This is a genomic window from Citrobacter sp. Cu233 (assembly GCF_030332225.1).
Lineage (GTDB): Bacteria > Pseudomonadota > Gammaproteobacteria > Enterobacterales > Enterobacteriaceae > Citrobacter.
Window position 1 is genome coordinate 1 of the sequence record NZ_JAOWIF010000040.1, and the last position, 16,646, is coordinate 16,646.

Annotated in this window: 14 protein-coding genes and 1 pseudogene; 12 read left to right on the forward strand and 3 right to left on the reverse strand. The window is 51.7% G+C overall.

The genetic code is table 11. The features are described from left to right. The 5 genes and pseudogenes from tibA to OGX95_RS16390 form a co-directional block, all read left to right on the forward strand. Window positions 1-1,740, forward strand: a pseudogene (gene tibA / locus OGX95_RS16370) (autotransporter adhesin/invasin glycoprotein TibA); the annotation flags it as partial. Window positions 1,741-1,867: 127 nt separating this feature from the next. Beyond that, a complete protein-coding gene (locus OGX95_RS16375; protein ID WP_286630195.1) occupies window positions 1,868-2,344 on the forward strand; it encodes a hypothetical protein in 477 nt (158 codons plus the stop codon). 466 nt (window positions 2,345-2,810) lie between these two features. After that, complete coding sequence (locus OGX95_RS16380; protein WP_012132328.1) at window positions 2,811-3,086, forward strand: metal/formaldehyde-sensitive transcriptional repressor; 276 nt, start codon at window positions 2,811-2,813, stop codon at window positions 3,084-3,086. A gap of 32 nt (window positions 3,087-3,118) precedes the next feature. Then, the gene (locus OGX95_RS16385) at window positions 3,119-4,237 is read left to right on the forward strand and encodes an S-(hydroxymethyl)glutathione dehydrogenase/class III alcohol dehydrogenase (RefSeq protein ID WP_286630196.1); all 1,119 of its coding nucleotides are present in this window, start codon (window positions 3,119-3,121) and stop codon (window positions 4,235-4,237) included. A 169-nt stretch (window positions 4,238-4,406) separates the two neighbouring features. Continuing rightward, window positions 4,407-6,095 carry a methyl-accepting chemotaxis protein gene (locus tag OGX95_RS16390; protein WP_286630197.1) on the forward strand — a complete coding sequence of 563 codons (1,689 nt, stop codon included), beginning with the start codon at window positions 4,407-4,409 and terminating at the stop codon, window positions 6,093-6,095. Between the two features lie 36 nt (window positions 6,096-6,131). On the opposite strand, the gene OGX95_RS16395 is transcribed toward OGX95_RS16390, so the two are convergent. Further along, complete coding sequence (locus OGX95_RS16395; protein ID WP_286630198.1) at window positions 6,132-7,055, reverse strand: LysR substrate-binding domain-containing protein; 924 nt, start codon at window positions 7,053-7,055, stop codon at window positions 6,132-6,134. 231 nt (window positions 7,056-7,286) lie between these two features. On the opposite strand from OGX95_RS16395, the gene OGX95_RS16400 reads away from it, so the two are divergent. From OGX95_RS16400 to OGX95_RS16415, 4 genes are all read left to right on the forward strand, one after another. Then, window positions 7,287-8,189: a manganese-dependent inorganic pyrophosphatase gene (locus tag OGX95_RS16400; protein WP_286630199.1), complete on the forward strand. Its 903-nt coding sequence runs from the start codon at window positions 7,287-7,289 to the stop codon at window positions 8,187-8,189. 123 nt (window positions 8,190-8,312) lie between these two features. Next, window positions 8,313-9,656, forward strand: coding sequence for a 2-oxoadipate dioxygenase/decarboxylase HglS (gene hglS / locus OGX95_RS16405; protein WP_286630200.1), 1,344 nt, complete (start codon window positions 8,313-8,315; stop codon window positions 9,654-9,656). A gap of 193 nt (window positions 9,657-9,849) precedes the next feature. Further along, a complete protein-coding gene (locus OGX95_RS16410) occupies window positions 9,850-11,505 on the forward strand; it encodes a glucan biosynthesis protein D (RefSeq protein WP_137381794.1) in 1,656 nt (551 codons plus the stop codon). 166 nt (window positions 11,506-11,671) lie between these two features. Then, window positions 11,672-11,896 (forward strand): HP1242/YdcH family protein, encoded by a 225-nt coding sequence (locus OGX95_RS16415; RefSeq protein ID WP_003020276.1) that lies wholly within the window; start codon window positions 11,672-11,674, stop codon window positions 11,894-11,896. Between the two features lie 66 nt (window positions 11,897-11,962). Here the strand turns inward: OGX95_RS16415 and alr are convergent, their stop codons facing one another. Beyond that, on the reverse strand, window positions 11,963-13,189 hold the full coding sequence (gene alr / locus OGX95_RS16420; RefSeq protein WP_286630201.1) for an alanine racemase: 1,227 nt from the start codon (window positions 13,187-13,189) through the stop codon (window positions 11,963-11,965). 219 nt (window positions 13,190-13,408) lie between these two features. Between alr and rimL the strand changes: the two genes are divergently transcribed. Then, the gene (gene rimL, locus OGX95_RS16425) at window positions 13,409-13,954 is read left to right on the forward strand and encodes a 50S ribosomal protein L7/L12-serine acetyltransferase (protein WP_286630202.1); all 546 of its coding nucleotides are present in this window, start codon (window positions 13,409-13,411) and stop codon (window positions 13,952-13,954) included. Here the strand turns inward: rimL and ydcK are convergent. After that, complete coding sequence (gene ydcK, locus OGX95_RS16430) at window positions 13,946-14,926, reverse strand: YdcK family protein (RefSeq protein WP_286630203.1); 981 nt, start codon at window positions 14,924-14,926, stop codon at window positions 13,946-13,948. The two genes, rimL and ydcK, sit on opposite strands and share 9 nt — an antisense overlap. Window positions 14,927-15,039: 113 nt before the next feature. Here ydcK and tehA point away from each other — a divergent pair, with 113 nt between their 5' ends. Beyond that, window positions 15,040-16,041 (forward strand): dicarboxylate transporter/tellurite-resistance protein TehA, encoded by a 1,002-nt coding sequence (gene tehA / locus OGX95_RS16435; protein ID WP_286630204.1) that lies wholly within the window; start codon window positions 15,040-15,042, stop codon window positions 16,039-16,041. Beyond that, window positions 16,041-16,637 carry a tellurite resistance methyltransferase TehB gene (tehB, locus tag OGX95_RS16440; RefSeq protein WP_286630205.1) on the forward strand — a complete coding sequence of 199 codons (597 nt, stop codon included), beginning with the start codon at window positions 16,041-16,043 and terminating at the stop codon, window positions 16,635-16,637. Before tehA ends, tehB begins: the two co-directional genes overlap by 1 nt. The last annotated feature ends 9 nt before the right edge of the window (window positions 16,638-16,646 follow it).

Below are 16,646 nucleotides of genomic sequence, written 5' to 3' on the forward strand. Positions count from 1 at the left end.
GGCACCACCACCCTGACTGATAAAGGGACGCTCGTCGGTGACGTAGTCACAAATGAAGGGAACCTGTATTACCTCAACAACAGTGCTGCGACCTTCACAGGCAGCCTGACAGGTAGCGGTATCCTGACACAGGAAGGCGGGAGCACCCGCTTCAGCGGTCTGTTGTCTCAGGACGGCGGGATTATCCTTCAGAGTGGCGGTGCCATGACGATGGATGCCCTTCAGGCGAAAGCTAATGTGACGACCCAGTCAGGCACCACCCTGACGCTGGATAACGGGAGCATCCTGACGGGGAGCGTTGAGGGAGACAACACCGGCGCAGGTGATATGACGGTTAAAGGTGCGTCTGTCTGGCATCTCGATGGTGACTCCACTGTCGGCGCATTAACGCTGGATAACGGGAGCGTTGATTTCCGTCCGCCAACAACCACGCGTCTGACGCCAGCCTTCCAGGCGGTGTCGCTGGCGCTCGGGAGCCTGTCGGGTAGCGGGACGTTCCGGATGAACACGGATATCGCAGCACATACCGGGGATATGCTGAAGGTAACGGGTAATGCCAGCGGTAACTTTGTGCTGGATATCAAAAACACCGGCCTGGAGCCAGTATCTGCTGGTGCGCCGCTTCAGGTGGTGCAGACCGGCGGCGGTGATGCCGCGTTTACCCTGAAAGGCGGGAAAGTCGATGCCGGTACCTGGGAATACACCCTGAGTAAGGAAAATACCGACTGGTATCTGCAGGCTGACACCCCACCTCCGGTTACTCCGCCGGCTGACCCGGATGCAGGTAAACCAGATGCAGGTACATCGTCGTCTCCGGTGCGCCGCACAACAAAATCAGCCGACGCGGTACTGGGCATGGCGACAGCGCCGGCATACGTTTTCAACAGCGAGCTGGATAACCTGCGTTTCCGTCACGGTGATGTGATGCAGAATACCCGTGCACCAGGGGGCGTATGGGGCCGTTATACCGGGTCAGACAAGCGCATCAGCGGTGGGGCCAGCTCAGGCTATACCCTGACGCAGAACGGTTTCGAAACCGGCGCCGACAAGGTCTTTGACCTGGGTGAGAGCCGTCTAGCTGCAGGCACTTTCTTCTCTTACAGCGACAACAGCATTAAGCATGCGCGTGGCGGAAAGAGCACGGTCGACAGCACCGGTGGTGGTCTGTACGCGACCTGGTTTGATAATGACGGCTACTACGTGGACGGGGTTATCAAATTCAACCGCTTCAGTAATGAGCTGCGTACCTGGATGAGCGACGGCTCGGCGGTGAAAGGGGATTACAGCCAGAACGGTTTCGGCGGCAGTCTCGAAGCGGGCAGGACCTTCAGTCTGAATGAGAATGCATGGGCGCAGCCATACGTGCGGACAACGGCGTTCCGGGCCGATGCGAAAGATATCAGCCTGAATAACGGCATGAAAGCCAGTATCGGTGCGACCAAATCCCTGCAGACTGAAGCTGGCGTGAAGCTGGGGATGACCCTTGACGTTGCAGGAAAAGAAGTCAAGCCGTACCTGTCGGCGGCGGTGAGTCATGAATTTTCGGACAACAACAAAGTCCGTATTAATGACACCTACGACTTCAGGAATGACATCTCCGGGACGACCGGGAAATACGGACTGGGCGTCAGTGCGCAGCTGACCCCAAATGCTGGCGTCTGGGCTGAAGCCCGTTATGAAAATGGTAAGCAGACCGAGTCTCCGGTCACGGGCAGTGTCGGGTTCCGTTTTAATTTCTGAGCCGTGTCCAGAACACCGCAGGGATTAAACCCTGCGCTGCGGGCGGAAGTCGAAAGGCTGCCGTCCGCGTTGAATACAAAGCTTTATATAAAAAATATTTTTTATTATGGAAAATAGAGGAGTTATCATGGAAATAGCAATCAAACATCCACGTTTTCAGGGTAAAAAACTCAGCGTTAGTACCAGGACAATATTTAAAAACCCCTCTCTACTGATAGATGGTATAGAGCAAAAGAAGATGAAAGGTCTAAAAAAACGGTATCTGTTGGAAGACGATAATGGATCACCAGCCATAGTAGAAATTAAGTCAGTCATCGATCCTATCCCAACTATTGTCATTGACGGGGAAAAAATACCGCTGGCTCCTCCAATGGCTTGGTATGAATATGTATTATTATGTCTTCCATTTCTTCTCATATTCATTGGCGGTGCGATAGGCGGTTTCGTAGGTTTAGTTGGGGCAATGATCAATGCCAGTATTATTCGTGGCCAGGGCTCAGTTATAGCACGTTACGGGTATGCTTTGTTGGTGACGATTATTTGTTATCTTGTATTTTTCGTTATAGCGAGCGTTATAGCGAGCATGTTTTCATACTTGAAATAATACATATTGCTCGTCTGGAGAATACTAATTCGGCACGAAAGTGATATATCAAATGGTTGTGCAAGAAGGTTATTCATCAATAAACTAACAACATACTGTGTAATGATTAAGGACACTTTTTAGATTGGCATCCTCCCCGTCCTGAAGGACGGGGTTCTACGGTGTTGTGCTGGCTTGGAGTTGGGCTATTTCGCCTCCCTAAGCGTAAGCGGCTTTGTTAATTGATGAAATCCTAATTTTAAACTCCTGATTCAGTCAAAACCGATAGCTAAAGAAGATAAAGTCTGGGGGCATATTGGGGGCAAAATTGCTTTGGAGGCAGATTTTGGGGCATGAAAAAGGCTGTGTATGCCCACATATGTCTATATGTGCTGTTTGTACAACTCATTAAATAATAACAAGTTATTTATTTTACAATTAGTTAAAGAAACTGATACCATACCCCCCTATAGTATATGGAGGGCGTATGCCGCATTCACCTGAAGATAAGAAACGCATTCTCACCCGTGTACGGCGTATTCGCGGCCAGGTTGATGCGCTTGAGCGCGCGCTGGAGTCCGGCGAGCCGTGTCTGGCTATCCTGCAACAAATTGCCGCCGTGCGCGGCGCATCCAATGGCCTGATGGGCGAAATGGTTGAGATCCACCTGAAAGATGAACTGGTCAGCGGGGATACAACCCCAGACCAGCGTGCTGTGCGCATGGCTGAAATCGGCCATCTTCTGCGCGCTTATCTAAAATAACACTATCACCTCGCAATAATGGGAAGAGACAAATGAAATCACGTGCAGCAGTTGCATTCGGCCCCGGCCAGCCGTTAAAAATTGTCGAGATCGACGTCGCACCGCCAAAGAAAGGTGAAGTGCTGGTTAAAATTACCCACACAGGCGTGTGCCATACTGACGCTTTTACGCTCTCTGGCGACGATCCGGAAGGTGTGTTTCCGGCGGTACTCGGTCATGAAGGCGGTGGTATCGTGGTTGAAGTGGGTGAGGGCGTCACCAGTCTGAAACCGGGTGACCATGTGATCCCGCTGTACACGGCAGAATGTGGTGAGTGTAAGTTCTGTAAGTCTGGCAAAACTAACTTGTGTCAGGCCGTACGTGCTACCCAGGGTAAAGGCCTGATGCCGGATGGCACTACGCGTTTCTCTTATAACGGCGAACCCATCTATCACTATATGGGTACCAGTACTTTCAGCGAATACACCGTTTGTGCAGAGATCTCGCTGGCAAAGGTTAACCCGCAAGCACCGCTGGATAAAGTGTGTCTGTTGGGCTGTGGCGTAACCACCGGGATCGGTGCAGTACATAATACGGCGAAAGTGAAAGAAGGCGATACCGTGGCCGTATTTGGACTGGGCGGCATTGGTCTGGCAGTGATCCAGGGGGCAGTACAGGCGAAAGCAGGGCGTATTCTGGCGGTTGATACTAACCCGGAAAAATTCAAGCTGGCGGCTGAAATGGGGGCGACCGATTTCATCAACCCGACCGATTATGATAAACCGGTTCAGGATGTGATTGTCGAGCTTACCGACGGTGGCGTGGACTTCAGCTTTGAATGCATTGGTAACGTAAATGTCATGCGTGCGGCGCTGGAATGCTGCCATAAAGGATGGGGTGAAAGCATCATCATTGGTGTGGCCGGTGCCGGACAGGAAATAAAAACCCGTCCGTTCCAACTGGTAACCGGACGCGTGTGGCGCGGGTCTGCGTTTGGTGGCGTGAAAGGGCGCACCCAGTTGCCTGGAATGGTTGAAGATGCAATGAGCGGGAAAATCCAGTTGGACCCGTTTATTACCCATCGCTTACCGCTGGAGCAGATCAACGAAGCGTTTGATTTAATGCATCAGGGTAAGTCCATTCGTACCGTTATCCACTTTGGCGATAACTGATTCATTGGCCAGCGGAATTCACCGCTGGCACTTTCCTGAATTTCTTTGAATGATGTTGTGAAAGTGTGACGAATCTTGCGCTTTTCACGGTAAGCAAACGTTATGAATTGCCGATGACTATCTAATGGGCGTGTTTTCACGCATAACCCCTACAAGAGAGTCGACGGTCATGGACAATACAATATCGATGCAAGCCCAGAATAAACTGGGCTTTCTGCATCAAATCAGACTGGTTCCGCTGTTTTCCTCCATTCTCGGTGGCATCCTTCTGCTGTTTGCTTTGAGTTCCGGGCTGGCAGGCTATTTTCTTATGCAGGCCGATCGCGATCAGCGCGACGTGACCGATGAGATTCAGGTCAGGATGGGGTTATCTAACAGTTCTAATCACCTACGTACAGCCCGTATCAATATGATCCACGCCGGCGCAGCGAGTCGCATTGCCGAAATGGACGATATGAAAGCCAATATCGCAGAGGCGGAAAAACGCATTAAACAATCTCAGGATGGTTTTACTGCTTATATGTCTCGCGTGGTGAAAACGTCGGAGGACGAAGCCTTAGACGCTGAACTGAGCGCAAGCTTTAAGGCATATGTCGACGGTTTACAACCGATGCTCAAGTACGCCAAAAACGGCATGTTTGAAGCGATCATCAACCATGAAAATGAACAGGCCAGGTCGCTGGATTCTGCCTACAACAAGGCGCTACTGAAAGCCATTGAAATTCGTACTGCAAGGGCGAATCATCTCAGCGAGCAGGCTCACCAGCGCACGCAACTCGGCATGGCCTTTATGCTGGGTGCATTTATTCTGGCACTGGTGTTAACCATGATGACGTTTGTTGTCCTGCGTCGTACCGTGATTCATCCACTGTTGCGCGCGGCCCAGCGTATTGAGCAAATTTCTGCAGGCGATCTGACCATGCAGGATGAACCAACCGGACGCAGTGAGATTGGTCGTCTGAGTCATCATCTTCAGACGATGCAACATTCACTGCAGAAAACCGTAGGCACGGTACGCCAGGGGGCGGAAGAAATCTATCGCGGCACCAGTGAAATCTCGGCGGGCAATACCGATCTGTCATCACGTACTGAAGAACAGGCCGCGGCGATTGAACAAACGGCGGCCAGCATGGAAGAACTGACTGCTACGGTGAAACAAAACGCGGACAACGCACACCATGCCAGTAAACTGGCGGAAGATGCCTCCGGCAAAGCCAGTCGCGGTGGGCAGATGGTTTCTGGCGTGGTGAAAACCATGGGCAATATCTCGACCAGCTCGAAAAAAATCTCTGAAATTACCGCTGTCATCAACAGCATTGCCTTCCAGACCAATATTCTGGCGCTGAATGCGGCGGTGGAAGCGGCGCGGGCAGGAGAACAAGGGCGTGGATTTGCCGTCGTCGCCAGTGAAGTTCGCACGTTGGCAAGCCGCAGCGCCCAGGCAGCGAAAGAGATTGAAGGATTGATCAGTGAGTCAGTGCGGTTGATTGACCAGGGGTCTGGTGAGGTTGTGGCTGCGGGTAATACCATGACGGACATTGTCGATGCGGTAAAACGTGTCACCGATATTATGCTGGAAATTGCAGCGGCCTCTGATGAACAGAGCCGGGGTATCGTGCAGGTAAGCCAGGCGATTTCAGAGATGGATAAAGTGACGCAGCAGAACGCCTCACTGGTCGAAGAAGCCTCGGCTGCAGCGGCCTCCCTGGAAGAACAGGCTGCGCGCTTAACGGAGGCGGTCGGTATATTCCGCTTACAGGGTGCAAGTGCTGTAAAGCGTGTGCCATTTGCCAAAAACTCGGGACATACGCTGCCGAAGACAGCGGGAACCAGCGGTGATAACTGGGAAACATTTTAATGAGATAAGGGACCGAATGGTCCCTTATTTTTTACCTCAGAATGGTACGGTTTTGCGTATTGCGGCAATGAGAACTTGCGCTGCTGAGGGCAATGGCACGTCCACGCGGGTAAGTATCCCAATGGGCTCTCCCGCGCCATGCGTAGGTACCGGTAATGACACCAGCGTTGCCTGGCGTAAATCTTCCCGCACTGCGCCTGAAGGCACAAACCAAACATAGTCGTAATCCACCGTCAGTTGGCGGGAAAGCGAAGCTGACAACGTTTCGATACATCCAGAGGGCATTTTACAGCCCTGGCTTTGCAGCAAGGCTTCCGCGTGCTGTCGTGGCGCGGTCCCTTTGGGGGACACCACGACAGGCCATTCCATTACCCGACTCAGCGTGATGGTCTCTTGCAACAACGGATGATTAGGTCGCACAACCAGCTTGAGCGATTCAAGAAATAACAGTTCGTAGTTCAGACCAACCATCAATTCCGGATCGGCCATACGGCCAATACCGAGGTCGATCTCCCCGGATTTTAAGCCAGCCAGAATCATGGGATTACTCATGGTGGCAACCTGCAACGTTGTTTCCATTTGCTGCTTGTGATACTGACCAATTACTGCAGGCAGAATACCTAATGCAGCTGTTGGCAAGGCACCAATACGAACGACATCATTCTGAGATTCTTCACGATGATTTAATGCCTGACCGGCGGTGTTGAGTGCATCAAGCACTCTTACTGCATGGGTAAGAAACTGTTCGCCGGGCAACGTTAACTGCGCACCAAGACGACCGCGTTCAAAGAGTCGGGTTCCGGTCAATTGCTCCAGTTCGTTCAGGGTTTTGGAGAGGGCTGGTTGACTCAGGTTAAGGGTTTCGGCCGCGCGCCCCAACGTTCCCTGTTGGGCAACGGCGACAAAAGTATGAAGATGGCGCAAGCGAATGCGCTGATTGAACAGAACATTTTTTTCCATAAGCGATGTTAAAAACAGAGCCGTATCGGTGACAAGTGAAGTTGTTTGTTTTTGATAACTTGATAGCAAAATATTATTAACATTTAACGCGTTTTACTTACAACTGATTTATTTTGCTTATGTTTTGTACAGTGTGACTGCGTGGTGGGATCATGGAAGGGAATGTAGCCAGTCGTTATACTCTGACAATTGTTCGCTTTTTCATCATTCATCATCACAAGGCACTGACCAATGATCCATGTAATAGGGCACCTTAACCCCGATAGCGATGCCATTTGCACCGCGGCAATGACAGCGCGCTGGCTTACGTTACGAGGCCAGCAGGCGACGGCATGGCGCGCGGGGGAACCTAACCGCGAAACGCAATTTATCTTTGCGCATGCAGGACTGGATATGCCCGAACGACTCACGTTTCCGCTGACCGATCTGGATGTTTGGGTGGTCGATTTCACCGAACCGACACAAGGACCGGAATCGCTGTCTGAGAGCAATGTCGTCGGTATCATCGACCATCATCGACTCGGCGGATTAGTGACTCGTCTTCCTCCAGAGGTCTGGGTTAAGCCTGTTGGCAGCAGCGCAACGCTGTTGTGGCAACTGATGACGGATGACGAGCGCAGTCAGTTGTCGTCTGCGGAAGCTGTTTTGCTCCTGGGGGCTATTCTAAGTGACACCGTCACGCTTCGTTCGCCCACTACTACGTCGGATGACAGCCAGGCGGTGGGGGCTCTGGTTCAAAAAACGGGTGTGGATCTGGACGCTTTCAGCCGTGATCTGCTGTCGGCCAAAACCAGCGTCGAAGGTATGAGTGCCCGTGAGCTGCTGCATAAAGACATTAAAACGTTCACTATTCATGGGCATAAAGTCTGCGTGGCGCAACTCGAGCTGTATGCACTGCGCCAGGTTGACGGTGTGCTGGACGATCTCCGCGAGGAGATGACCCGTTATGCTGAGGAAAATCAGGCCGCGCTGGTGGTACTGATGCTGACGGACATCAATCTTGGCGACACCAGTCTGTGGTTCGCTGGATCGGCGTTGTCAGATATCCCGCAACCCTGCAAGGTCGAAGGCATGCTCAGTCGTAAAAAACAGATGCTGCCATGGCTGGAAAGTCATTTAAAACCACGTCAGTAAGTTTCAGTTCACTGTCCTGGTGGGTGGGGGGAATTTATGCGGGATCACAGTTTGTAAATTCTTCCCACCGGACTCAGCGGTGTTTTCTACACTCCAGGTAATATTCACTGGAGGCATGACATTATGGCGAACACCATCACGGCAGATGAGATTCGGGAACAATTTTCGCAGGCAATGTCAGCAATGTACCAGCAGGAAGTCCCGCAGTATGGCACGTTGCTGGAACTTGTCGCTGATGTGAATCTGGCGGTACTGGAAAATAATCCGACACTGCATGAAAAACTGGCCAATGCGGATGAACTGGCACGGCTCAATGTTGAACGCCATGGGGCAATCCGGGTCGGTACTGCGCAGGAGTTGTCTACACTGCGGCGGATGTTTGCCATTATGGGCATGTATCCGGTCAGCTATTACGATCTCTCCCAGGCGGGCGTCCCCGTCCATTCCACGGCGTTTCGCCCCATCGACGATGCCTCGCTTTCGCGCAACCCGTTTCGGGTATTTACTTCACTATTACGCCTCGAATTAATCGAGAACGTAGTGTTGCGCCAGCAGGCAGCGGAGATCCTCGCAAAGCGTGATATTTTCACGCGTCGTTGTCACGAATTGCTGGATGAGTTTGATGCACAGGGCAGTTTCACACCCGCACAGGCCCAGGAATTTGTGCATGAAGCACTGGAAACCTTCCGTTGGCATCAACACGCCACTGTTGATGAGCAAACGTATCATGCCTTGCATAACGAGCATCGACTGATTGCCGATGTGGTCTGTTTTCCCGGTTGCCATATCAACCACCTGACGCCGCGCACGCTGGATATTGATCGGGTACAGTCGATGATGCCGGAGTGCGGTATTGCACCGAAAATTCTCATTGAAGGCCCACCACGGCGAGAGGTGCCCATCTTGCTGCGCCAGACCAGCTTTAAGGCGCTGGAAGAGCCGGTGTTGTTTGCCGGCGAAATGCGTGGAACTCACACTGCGCGTTTTGGCGAAATCGAGCAACGTGGTGTGGCGCTGACGCCAAAGGGACGGGCGTTGTACGACGAACTGTTGAGTATAGCGGGAACAGGGAAAGACAACCTGACACACCAGCTGCATCTTCAGGACGTGTTTAAGTCGTTCCCGGACAGCGAGTTTCTGCTGCGCCAACAGGGACTGGCCTGGTTCCGTTATCGCCTGACGCCGTCGGGCGAAGCGCATCGCCAGGCTATTCGCCCGGATGACGATCCACAACCGCTCATCGAGCGGGGCTGGCTGGTTGCTCAACCTATCACCTATGAAGATTTCTTGCCGGTGAGCGCCGCAGGGATTTTCCAGTCTAATCTGGGTAATGAAACACAGGCGCGCAGCCACGGTAATTCCAGCCGCGATGCCTTTGAACAGGCGCTGGGTTGCGCGGTATATGATGAGTTTGCGTTGTATCAGGAGGCAGAAGAACGCAGTAAACGGCGGTGTGGTTTACTTTAACTGAATTTACACGGGATTCGGCCTGTTCTCATCGACATAAAATATTTTCGATATTGTACAGATAATCGGCGACCAACAATTGGATTATTAATCAATTTTGTCTAGAGTGAGCGGTCAGAAATGTGCACTCTCTTGCCGCAGATGTTGACCGGCGCGGGACCATTTACACGACCAGAAGGATTCACTTTCAGGCATGAATCGCAGACGATTTATTAAAGGTTCAATGGCAGTGGCCGCCGTGTGCGGAACCAGTGGTATTGCATCACTCTTTTCCCGCGCCGCCTATGCGGCAGAGTCTGACATTGCAGACGGAAAAACGGTACGTTTTGATTTTTCCGTTCTGCAATCGATGGCCCATGATTTAGCACAGAAGCCGTGGGGCGGTGCACCGCGTGCATTGCCGGATACGCTGGCTAAACTGACGCCGCAGGCTTACAACAGTATTCAGTACGACGCAGAACAGTCACTGTGGAACAACGTTGAAAATCGTCAGCTTGACGCGCAGTTCTTCCATGTGGGAATGGGCTTCCGTCGCCGCGTACGCATGTTCTCGGTTGATGACAGTACGCATATGGCGCGTGAGATCCATTTCCGCCCGGAGCTTTTCAAGTACAACGATGCCGGTGTGGATACCAAACAACTGGAAGGGCAAACTGACCTCGGTTTTGCCGGTTTCCGCGTGTTCAAAGCGCCTGAACTGGCCCGTCGTGATGTCGTGTCCTTCCTGGGAGCCAGCTATTTTCGCGCTGTAGATGACACCTATCAGTACGGTTTGTCGGCGCGTGGTCTGGCGGTTGATACGTATACCGATAGCAAAGAAGAGTTTCCTGACTTCACTGCATTCTGGTTCGAAACGGTTAAACCGGGCGCCACTTCATTTACGGTTTATGCACTGCTCGATAGCCCAAGCGTAACCGGCGCGTTTAAATTTGTGATCCACTGTGAGAAAACGCAGGTGATCATGGATGTGCAGAACCATGTCTACGCCCGCAAAGACATCAAGCAACTCGGTATTGCGCCGATGACCAGCATGTTCAGCTGTGGCAATAATGAACGCCGGATGTGCGACACCATTCACCCGCAAATTCACGACTCCGATCGCCTGGCAATGTGGCGTGGCAACGGCGAGTGGATCTGTCGTCCGCTGAACAACCCGCAAAAACTGCAGTTTAATGCCTATACCGATAACAACCCGCGCGGGTTTGGCCTGCTGCAGTTGGATCGTGACTTCTCCCACTATCAGGACATCATGGGCTGGTACAACAAGCGGCCAAGCCTGTGGGTCGAGCCGCGTAACCAGTGGGGCAAGGGGACCATCGGCCTGATGGAGATCCCGACGACTGGCGAAACGCTGGATAACGTCGTCTGCTTCTGGCAGCCGGATAAAGCAATCAAAGCCGGTGACGATCTGGAATTCAAATATCGCCTGTACTGGAGCGCACAACCACCGGTACGTTCGCCGCTGGCACGCGTCATGGCAACCCGCACCGGTATGGGTGGCTTCCCGGAAGGATGGGCACCGGGCGAGCATTACCCGGAAAAATGGGCACGTCGTTTTGCCGTTGATTTCGTGGGGGGGGACCTGAAAGCGGCTGCGCCGAAGGGAATTGAACCGGTCATTACGCTTTCCAGCGGCGAAGCGAAGCAGATTGAAATTCTCTACGTGGAGCCTATCGACGGCTACCGTATCCAGTTTGACTGGTATCCAACGTCTGATTCAACCGACCCGGTCGATATGCGCATGTTCCTGCGCTGCCAGGGCGATGCTATCAGTGAAACCTGGCTGTATCAGTATTTCCCGCCTGCACCGGATAAACGTCAGTACGTTGACGACCGTGAAATGCGTTAATTGATCTTCTGATGGCTCTCCTTCTGGGGAGCCATTGCTGAAACCTCTATCGCAACAATCTGTACACTATTTACTCGATCCTGTTCGCATTTTTCCCTGACCTAACCGGGTAAGCTGATCATGTGTATTTCATATACACATTCTTTACCACTAACAGGGAGAAAGTATGTTTCCAGAATACAGAGACCTTATTTCCCGACTGAAATCCGAGAATCCTCGTTTTCTGTCCTTATTCGAAAAACACAACAGCCTTGATCATGAGATTTCCAGACTGGAAGGTTCGGATGGTCGGGGATACAGTTTGGACATTGTTCGTCTTAAGAAACAGAAACTCCACCTGAAGGAAGATTTGCTCAAAATTTTGCAAAGAGAGAGTGTCAGTGAGAGCTAAATAGTACTGTGCTCACTGTGTAAAAGGGCTTCCAGCGAGAAAAGGAAGCCCTTCCTGTTTTAGGCGTTAATCGACCATCACGCGTTTGTTTGTTGCCCCCCAGAGGATCGACATTTCAGTGAACAGCGCACCGCTAATTTCTTCGACTTCTTCTGCGCTCACCTGTGCATTTCCCTGTTTACCGAATAACACCACTTCATCGCCGGAGGCAACCTGCGGCAGATCGGTCACATCAACGATCACGGTATTCATGGATGTTTTACCCAGCACAGGAACCCGCTGGCCGCGGATCAATACGTGCCCCACGTTACTGAACACACGGCGATATCCATCAGCATAACCCGTCGGAATATTGGCAAGAACGGAATTACGTTTAAGGGTATAGGTTCTGTCATACCCGACGGTATTTCCTTTGGGGTAATGGTTTACCGACGCGATGGCCGATTTAAACGTCATGACGCGTTTGTATTCGGTGCTGGCGATCGTATCGCCATAAAAAATACCGCCAACACGCACCATGTCGAGCCAGGATTCAGGAACGGTCAGGGTGGCAAACGTATTCGCGACATGCAGGGTTACCTCTTCGCGCTTAAGCCCGGTAATGTTGAGTACCTGGGCCGATTGCGTATTGAAACGGGCCAGATCGCGTTTAACCACCGCCGCATCTTCTTCCGGGAAATGCGACATGATGCCAACAATTTTCAGACCGGGTAATGTGGAAATGGCGCGGGCCTCTTCCAGACCTGCCGCCGTGCTGACTTCCAGACCGTTTCGTGACATACCGCCAGAGTTGAGAGCCAGATGGATACGAATCGTTTTCCCTTTCTCCAGGGCAATCGCATTCAGTCGTTTAGCCATATCCAGATTACCAATCAGCTCTTCGGTATCAAAATCCGCCGCCTGGCGCATCTCTTTTTCCGTCGCGTTGCGAACGCGCATTAGCTGCGATGTATAACCTGACTGACGAACAGTGCTAATTTCCTCGTTGCTGGCGATGCCAATACACTGCACACCGTTTTGCATCATCACCGGCGTAACCAGTGAGAGATCGTGGCCATACGCATCGCCTTTAAGAATGGCGCACATCCGGGTTTTGTCTCCCAGCAGTTGCTGAACTTTATGAATGTTATATTCCAGCGCGCTACGGGAAATTTCCAGCGTAGTATTATCCACAACCTGTTGTTTGTTAACGGCAAAGGGAACAGGCCCCGCTTGCGTGGTGGGGACGGGTTGGTGACAGGCGGTAATCAGTAAAAGCGGAATAAGTGCTAAACGACCCAAAGGTGCTGCCATGCTTGCTCCTTAGCAATAAAATGAAAGTGTTGTTGTCATCAGTACGGCCTATCCCTGCCAGGGATAACCGGACATCCAGAGTAACGGCTTCCGCGCCAGAGATTGTTTCTAAGTGATTGCTGTTACAGCATAAAAATATGACATCCCCGGCCATAAACAGATTAATATCGGCTACTGCCAGTCAGAAATCCCCCGTTTACAATCGCAAAGGAGATAAACATGTCAGAAATTATTACCGTCAGTAACACGCTGGAACTGCGGGCAGTGGAAGAACAACACGTCACGCCTTTGCATCAGCTGGTGCTCAAAAATAAAGTTTGGCTCCAGCGGTCGCTGAACTGGCCGCAGTTTGTCGAATCTGAGGACGATACGCGTAAGAATGTGCAGGGGAATATGATGTTGCACCAGCGTGGCTACGCCAAAATGTTCCTTATTTTCAAACAAGGTGAAGTGGTTGGTGTTATCTCGTTTAACCAAATAGAACCGTTGAACAAAGCGGCCTACATCGGCTATTGGCTGGATGAGGCGCATCAGGGACAGGGCATTATGTCCCGGTCACTACAGGCATTGATTCATCATTATGCACAGCGTGGCGAGATCCGTCGGTTCATTATTAAATGCCGCGTGGATAACCAGGAAAGCAACCAGGTGGCGCTGCGCAACGGTTTTCAGCTGGAAGGATGCTTAAAGCAGGCCGAGTTTCTCAATGATGGCTATCATGATGTGAATCTCTATGCCCGTATCATTGATAGCGTTTCAGAATAAGCCGGCGAGGGGGGTACGCGTAATACGTTGTTCGCCGTTGATAACTTTTGGCCCGCGCAGATGGATCTCATCACCATCAAAGGCTTCAACGTGGGCCTGACCGGTTATCTCAATATGATGCTCGATCAGCACTTCACCCAGAATACAGGCGTGGCCTTCAATCAGGATGTGATCATCCAGCAGGAGTGGCCCGCCGCGTAATTTTGCATGCCCCCCGACCAGCACATGGTGTTTCAGGACACAGTTACCTTCAACTACCGCATGCTCAGCCACCTGAGAGCTATAGCGCAGGGTTGGTATCGCATCTTCATCGGTGCCAGCAATGATGCGGGCGTTGCCGTATACCTTCGCACAATCGCAGATCCAAACGTTATTTTCCTCATTACCTTCGATGCGAGCACAATCAAAAACCTCGGCGCGGTGTTCAATAAAGGCGTAGTCAATGGTCGCATCGCCATAGATCTGCACCTGATGCACAATGCGCGAATGGTTTACGGTTGCGCGATCATATATTTGCAGGGACTGGTCGCTTTCACAGGTTAACCCTTTGGCGGCGATGACTTCAGAGCCTCCCAGAACACGTGCATCACCCGACAGAAGACACTCGCCACGCACAACAGAATCCTGGATGGTGACGTTGTCACGTATTTGTGCGCCATGGCTAATTTCAGCCCGATCTATCCATACGGCACCGTCAATCCGTGCGCCATCTCTGACCACGCTGGCCTGCGTAATACGGGCATTTCCTGAGATGGTTGCCCCAGCAAATGCCATCGCATTCTCATCGTAAATCCAGCAATCACCGCACTGCGCCAGTACGGCTTCATCATCAATCCAGCCTCCAGACGTGCCAGCCGGAACATCATTAAAATCAATCAGTGCAATGATCTGGCGTAGTAATACGCTCCTTTTGTTGCCATTATCCTGATAACTGAAGGACCGGGGTTCGTCGCTCAGACGGTATTTGGTCATAGCTCATTTCCGTGTTGCGCACCTTAGTTAAACGTAGCAAAGTTTTCCGTACTGGCTAAATCGCCATAATTTCCATAAAATGCATTTCAAATATACTTTAAAAAATAAACAAAATGAGTAATAACAAGCATAGTGATCGGGTCCTTAATCTTCCGGCCGGTTATTTTGGCATGGTACTGGGCACCATCGGCATGGGATTCGCCTGGCGATATGCCAGTCAGGTGTGGCCGGTGAGCCACTGGATTGGCGATGGGTTAGTCATCCTGGCGATGGTTATTTGGGGTCTGTTAACGTTGGCTTTTCTGACCCGTTTAGTGCGTTTTCCCCAGAGTGTGCTGGCCGAGATTCGCCACCCGGTGATGAGTAGTTTTGTCAGCCTTTTTCCGGCAACAACCATGCTGGTGGCGATTGGTTTTGTTCCCTGGTACCGCCCGTTAGCCGTCGGGCTATTTAGCATTGGCGTGGTGATACAGCTATCGTATGCGGCCTGGCAAACGGCAGGCCTGTGGCGAGGTTCGCATCCCGAGGAGGCCACCACGCCGGGGTTGTATCTGCCGACCGTCGCCAATAACTTTATCAGCGCGATGGCCTGTGGTGCACTCGGCTATAACGATGCCGGACTGGTATTTCTCGGGGCCGGGGTTTTCTCCTGGCTTAGTCTTGAACCCGTGATCCTGCAGCGTTTACGCAGTTCTGGTGAGTTGCCCGCGGTATTACGCACGTCGCTGGGTATTCAATTGGCACCCGCGTTAGTGGCCTGTAGCGCATGGCTTAGCGTCAACGGCGGAGAGGGCGATACGCTGGCGAAAATGCTGTTCGGCTATGGCCTGCTGCAACTGCTGTTTATGCTTCGGCTGATGCCGTGGTATCTGTCCCAGCCGTTTAATGCGTCTTTCTGGAGTTTCTCGTTCGGCGTGTCGGCACTGGCAACCACAGGGCTACATCTGGGACATGCCAGTGAATCGGGATTTTTCCATACGCTGTCGATTCCACTGTTTATTTTTACCAATGTTATCATTGCGTTATTACTGGTACGTACGTTTGCATTGCTGATGCAGGGGAAACTGCTCATCCGCACGGAGCGTGCTGCATTACTGAAATCTGAGGATAAATAATGACCCTTTGCGACGAAAACTACTTTACTGAAAAATACGATCTCACCCGGACCCATTCCGAGGTTGTTGAAGCGGCCAACATTGTCCCGCCAGGTAAAACACTGGATCTGGGCTGTGGCAATGGCCGTAACAGTTTGTATCTGGCGGCAAACGGCTATGACGTCACCGCGTGGGATAAAAACCCCATGAGCATCGCTAATCTTGAGCGCATCAAAGCGGCTGAGGGACTGACCAATTTACACACGAACGTCGCAGACCTGAATGCACTCAGCTTTGACGGCGAATATGACTTTATTCTTTCTACCGTGGTGCTGATGTTCCTGGAAGCGAAAACGATCCCGGGGCTTATCGAAAATATGCAACGTTGCACGAAACCGGGTGGATATAATTTAATCGTAGCGGCAATGGATACCGAAGATTTCCCGTGCACTGTCGGTTTCCCGTTTGCATTTAAAGCAGGTGAATTACGTCACTATTACAGTGGATGGGATCTGCTGAAATACAATGAGGATGTGGGTGAACTTCATCGTACAGATGAAAATGGCAACCGCATTAAACTGCGCTTTGCCACCATGCTGGCGCGTAAAACTGCCTGAACATCCCGC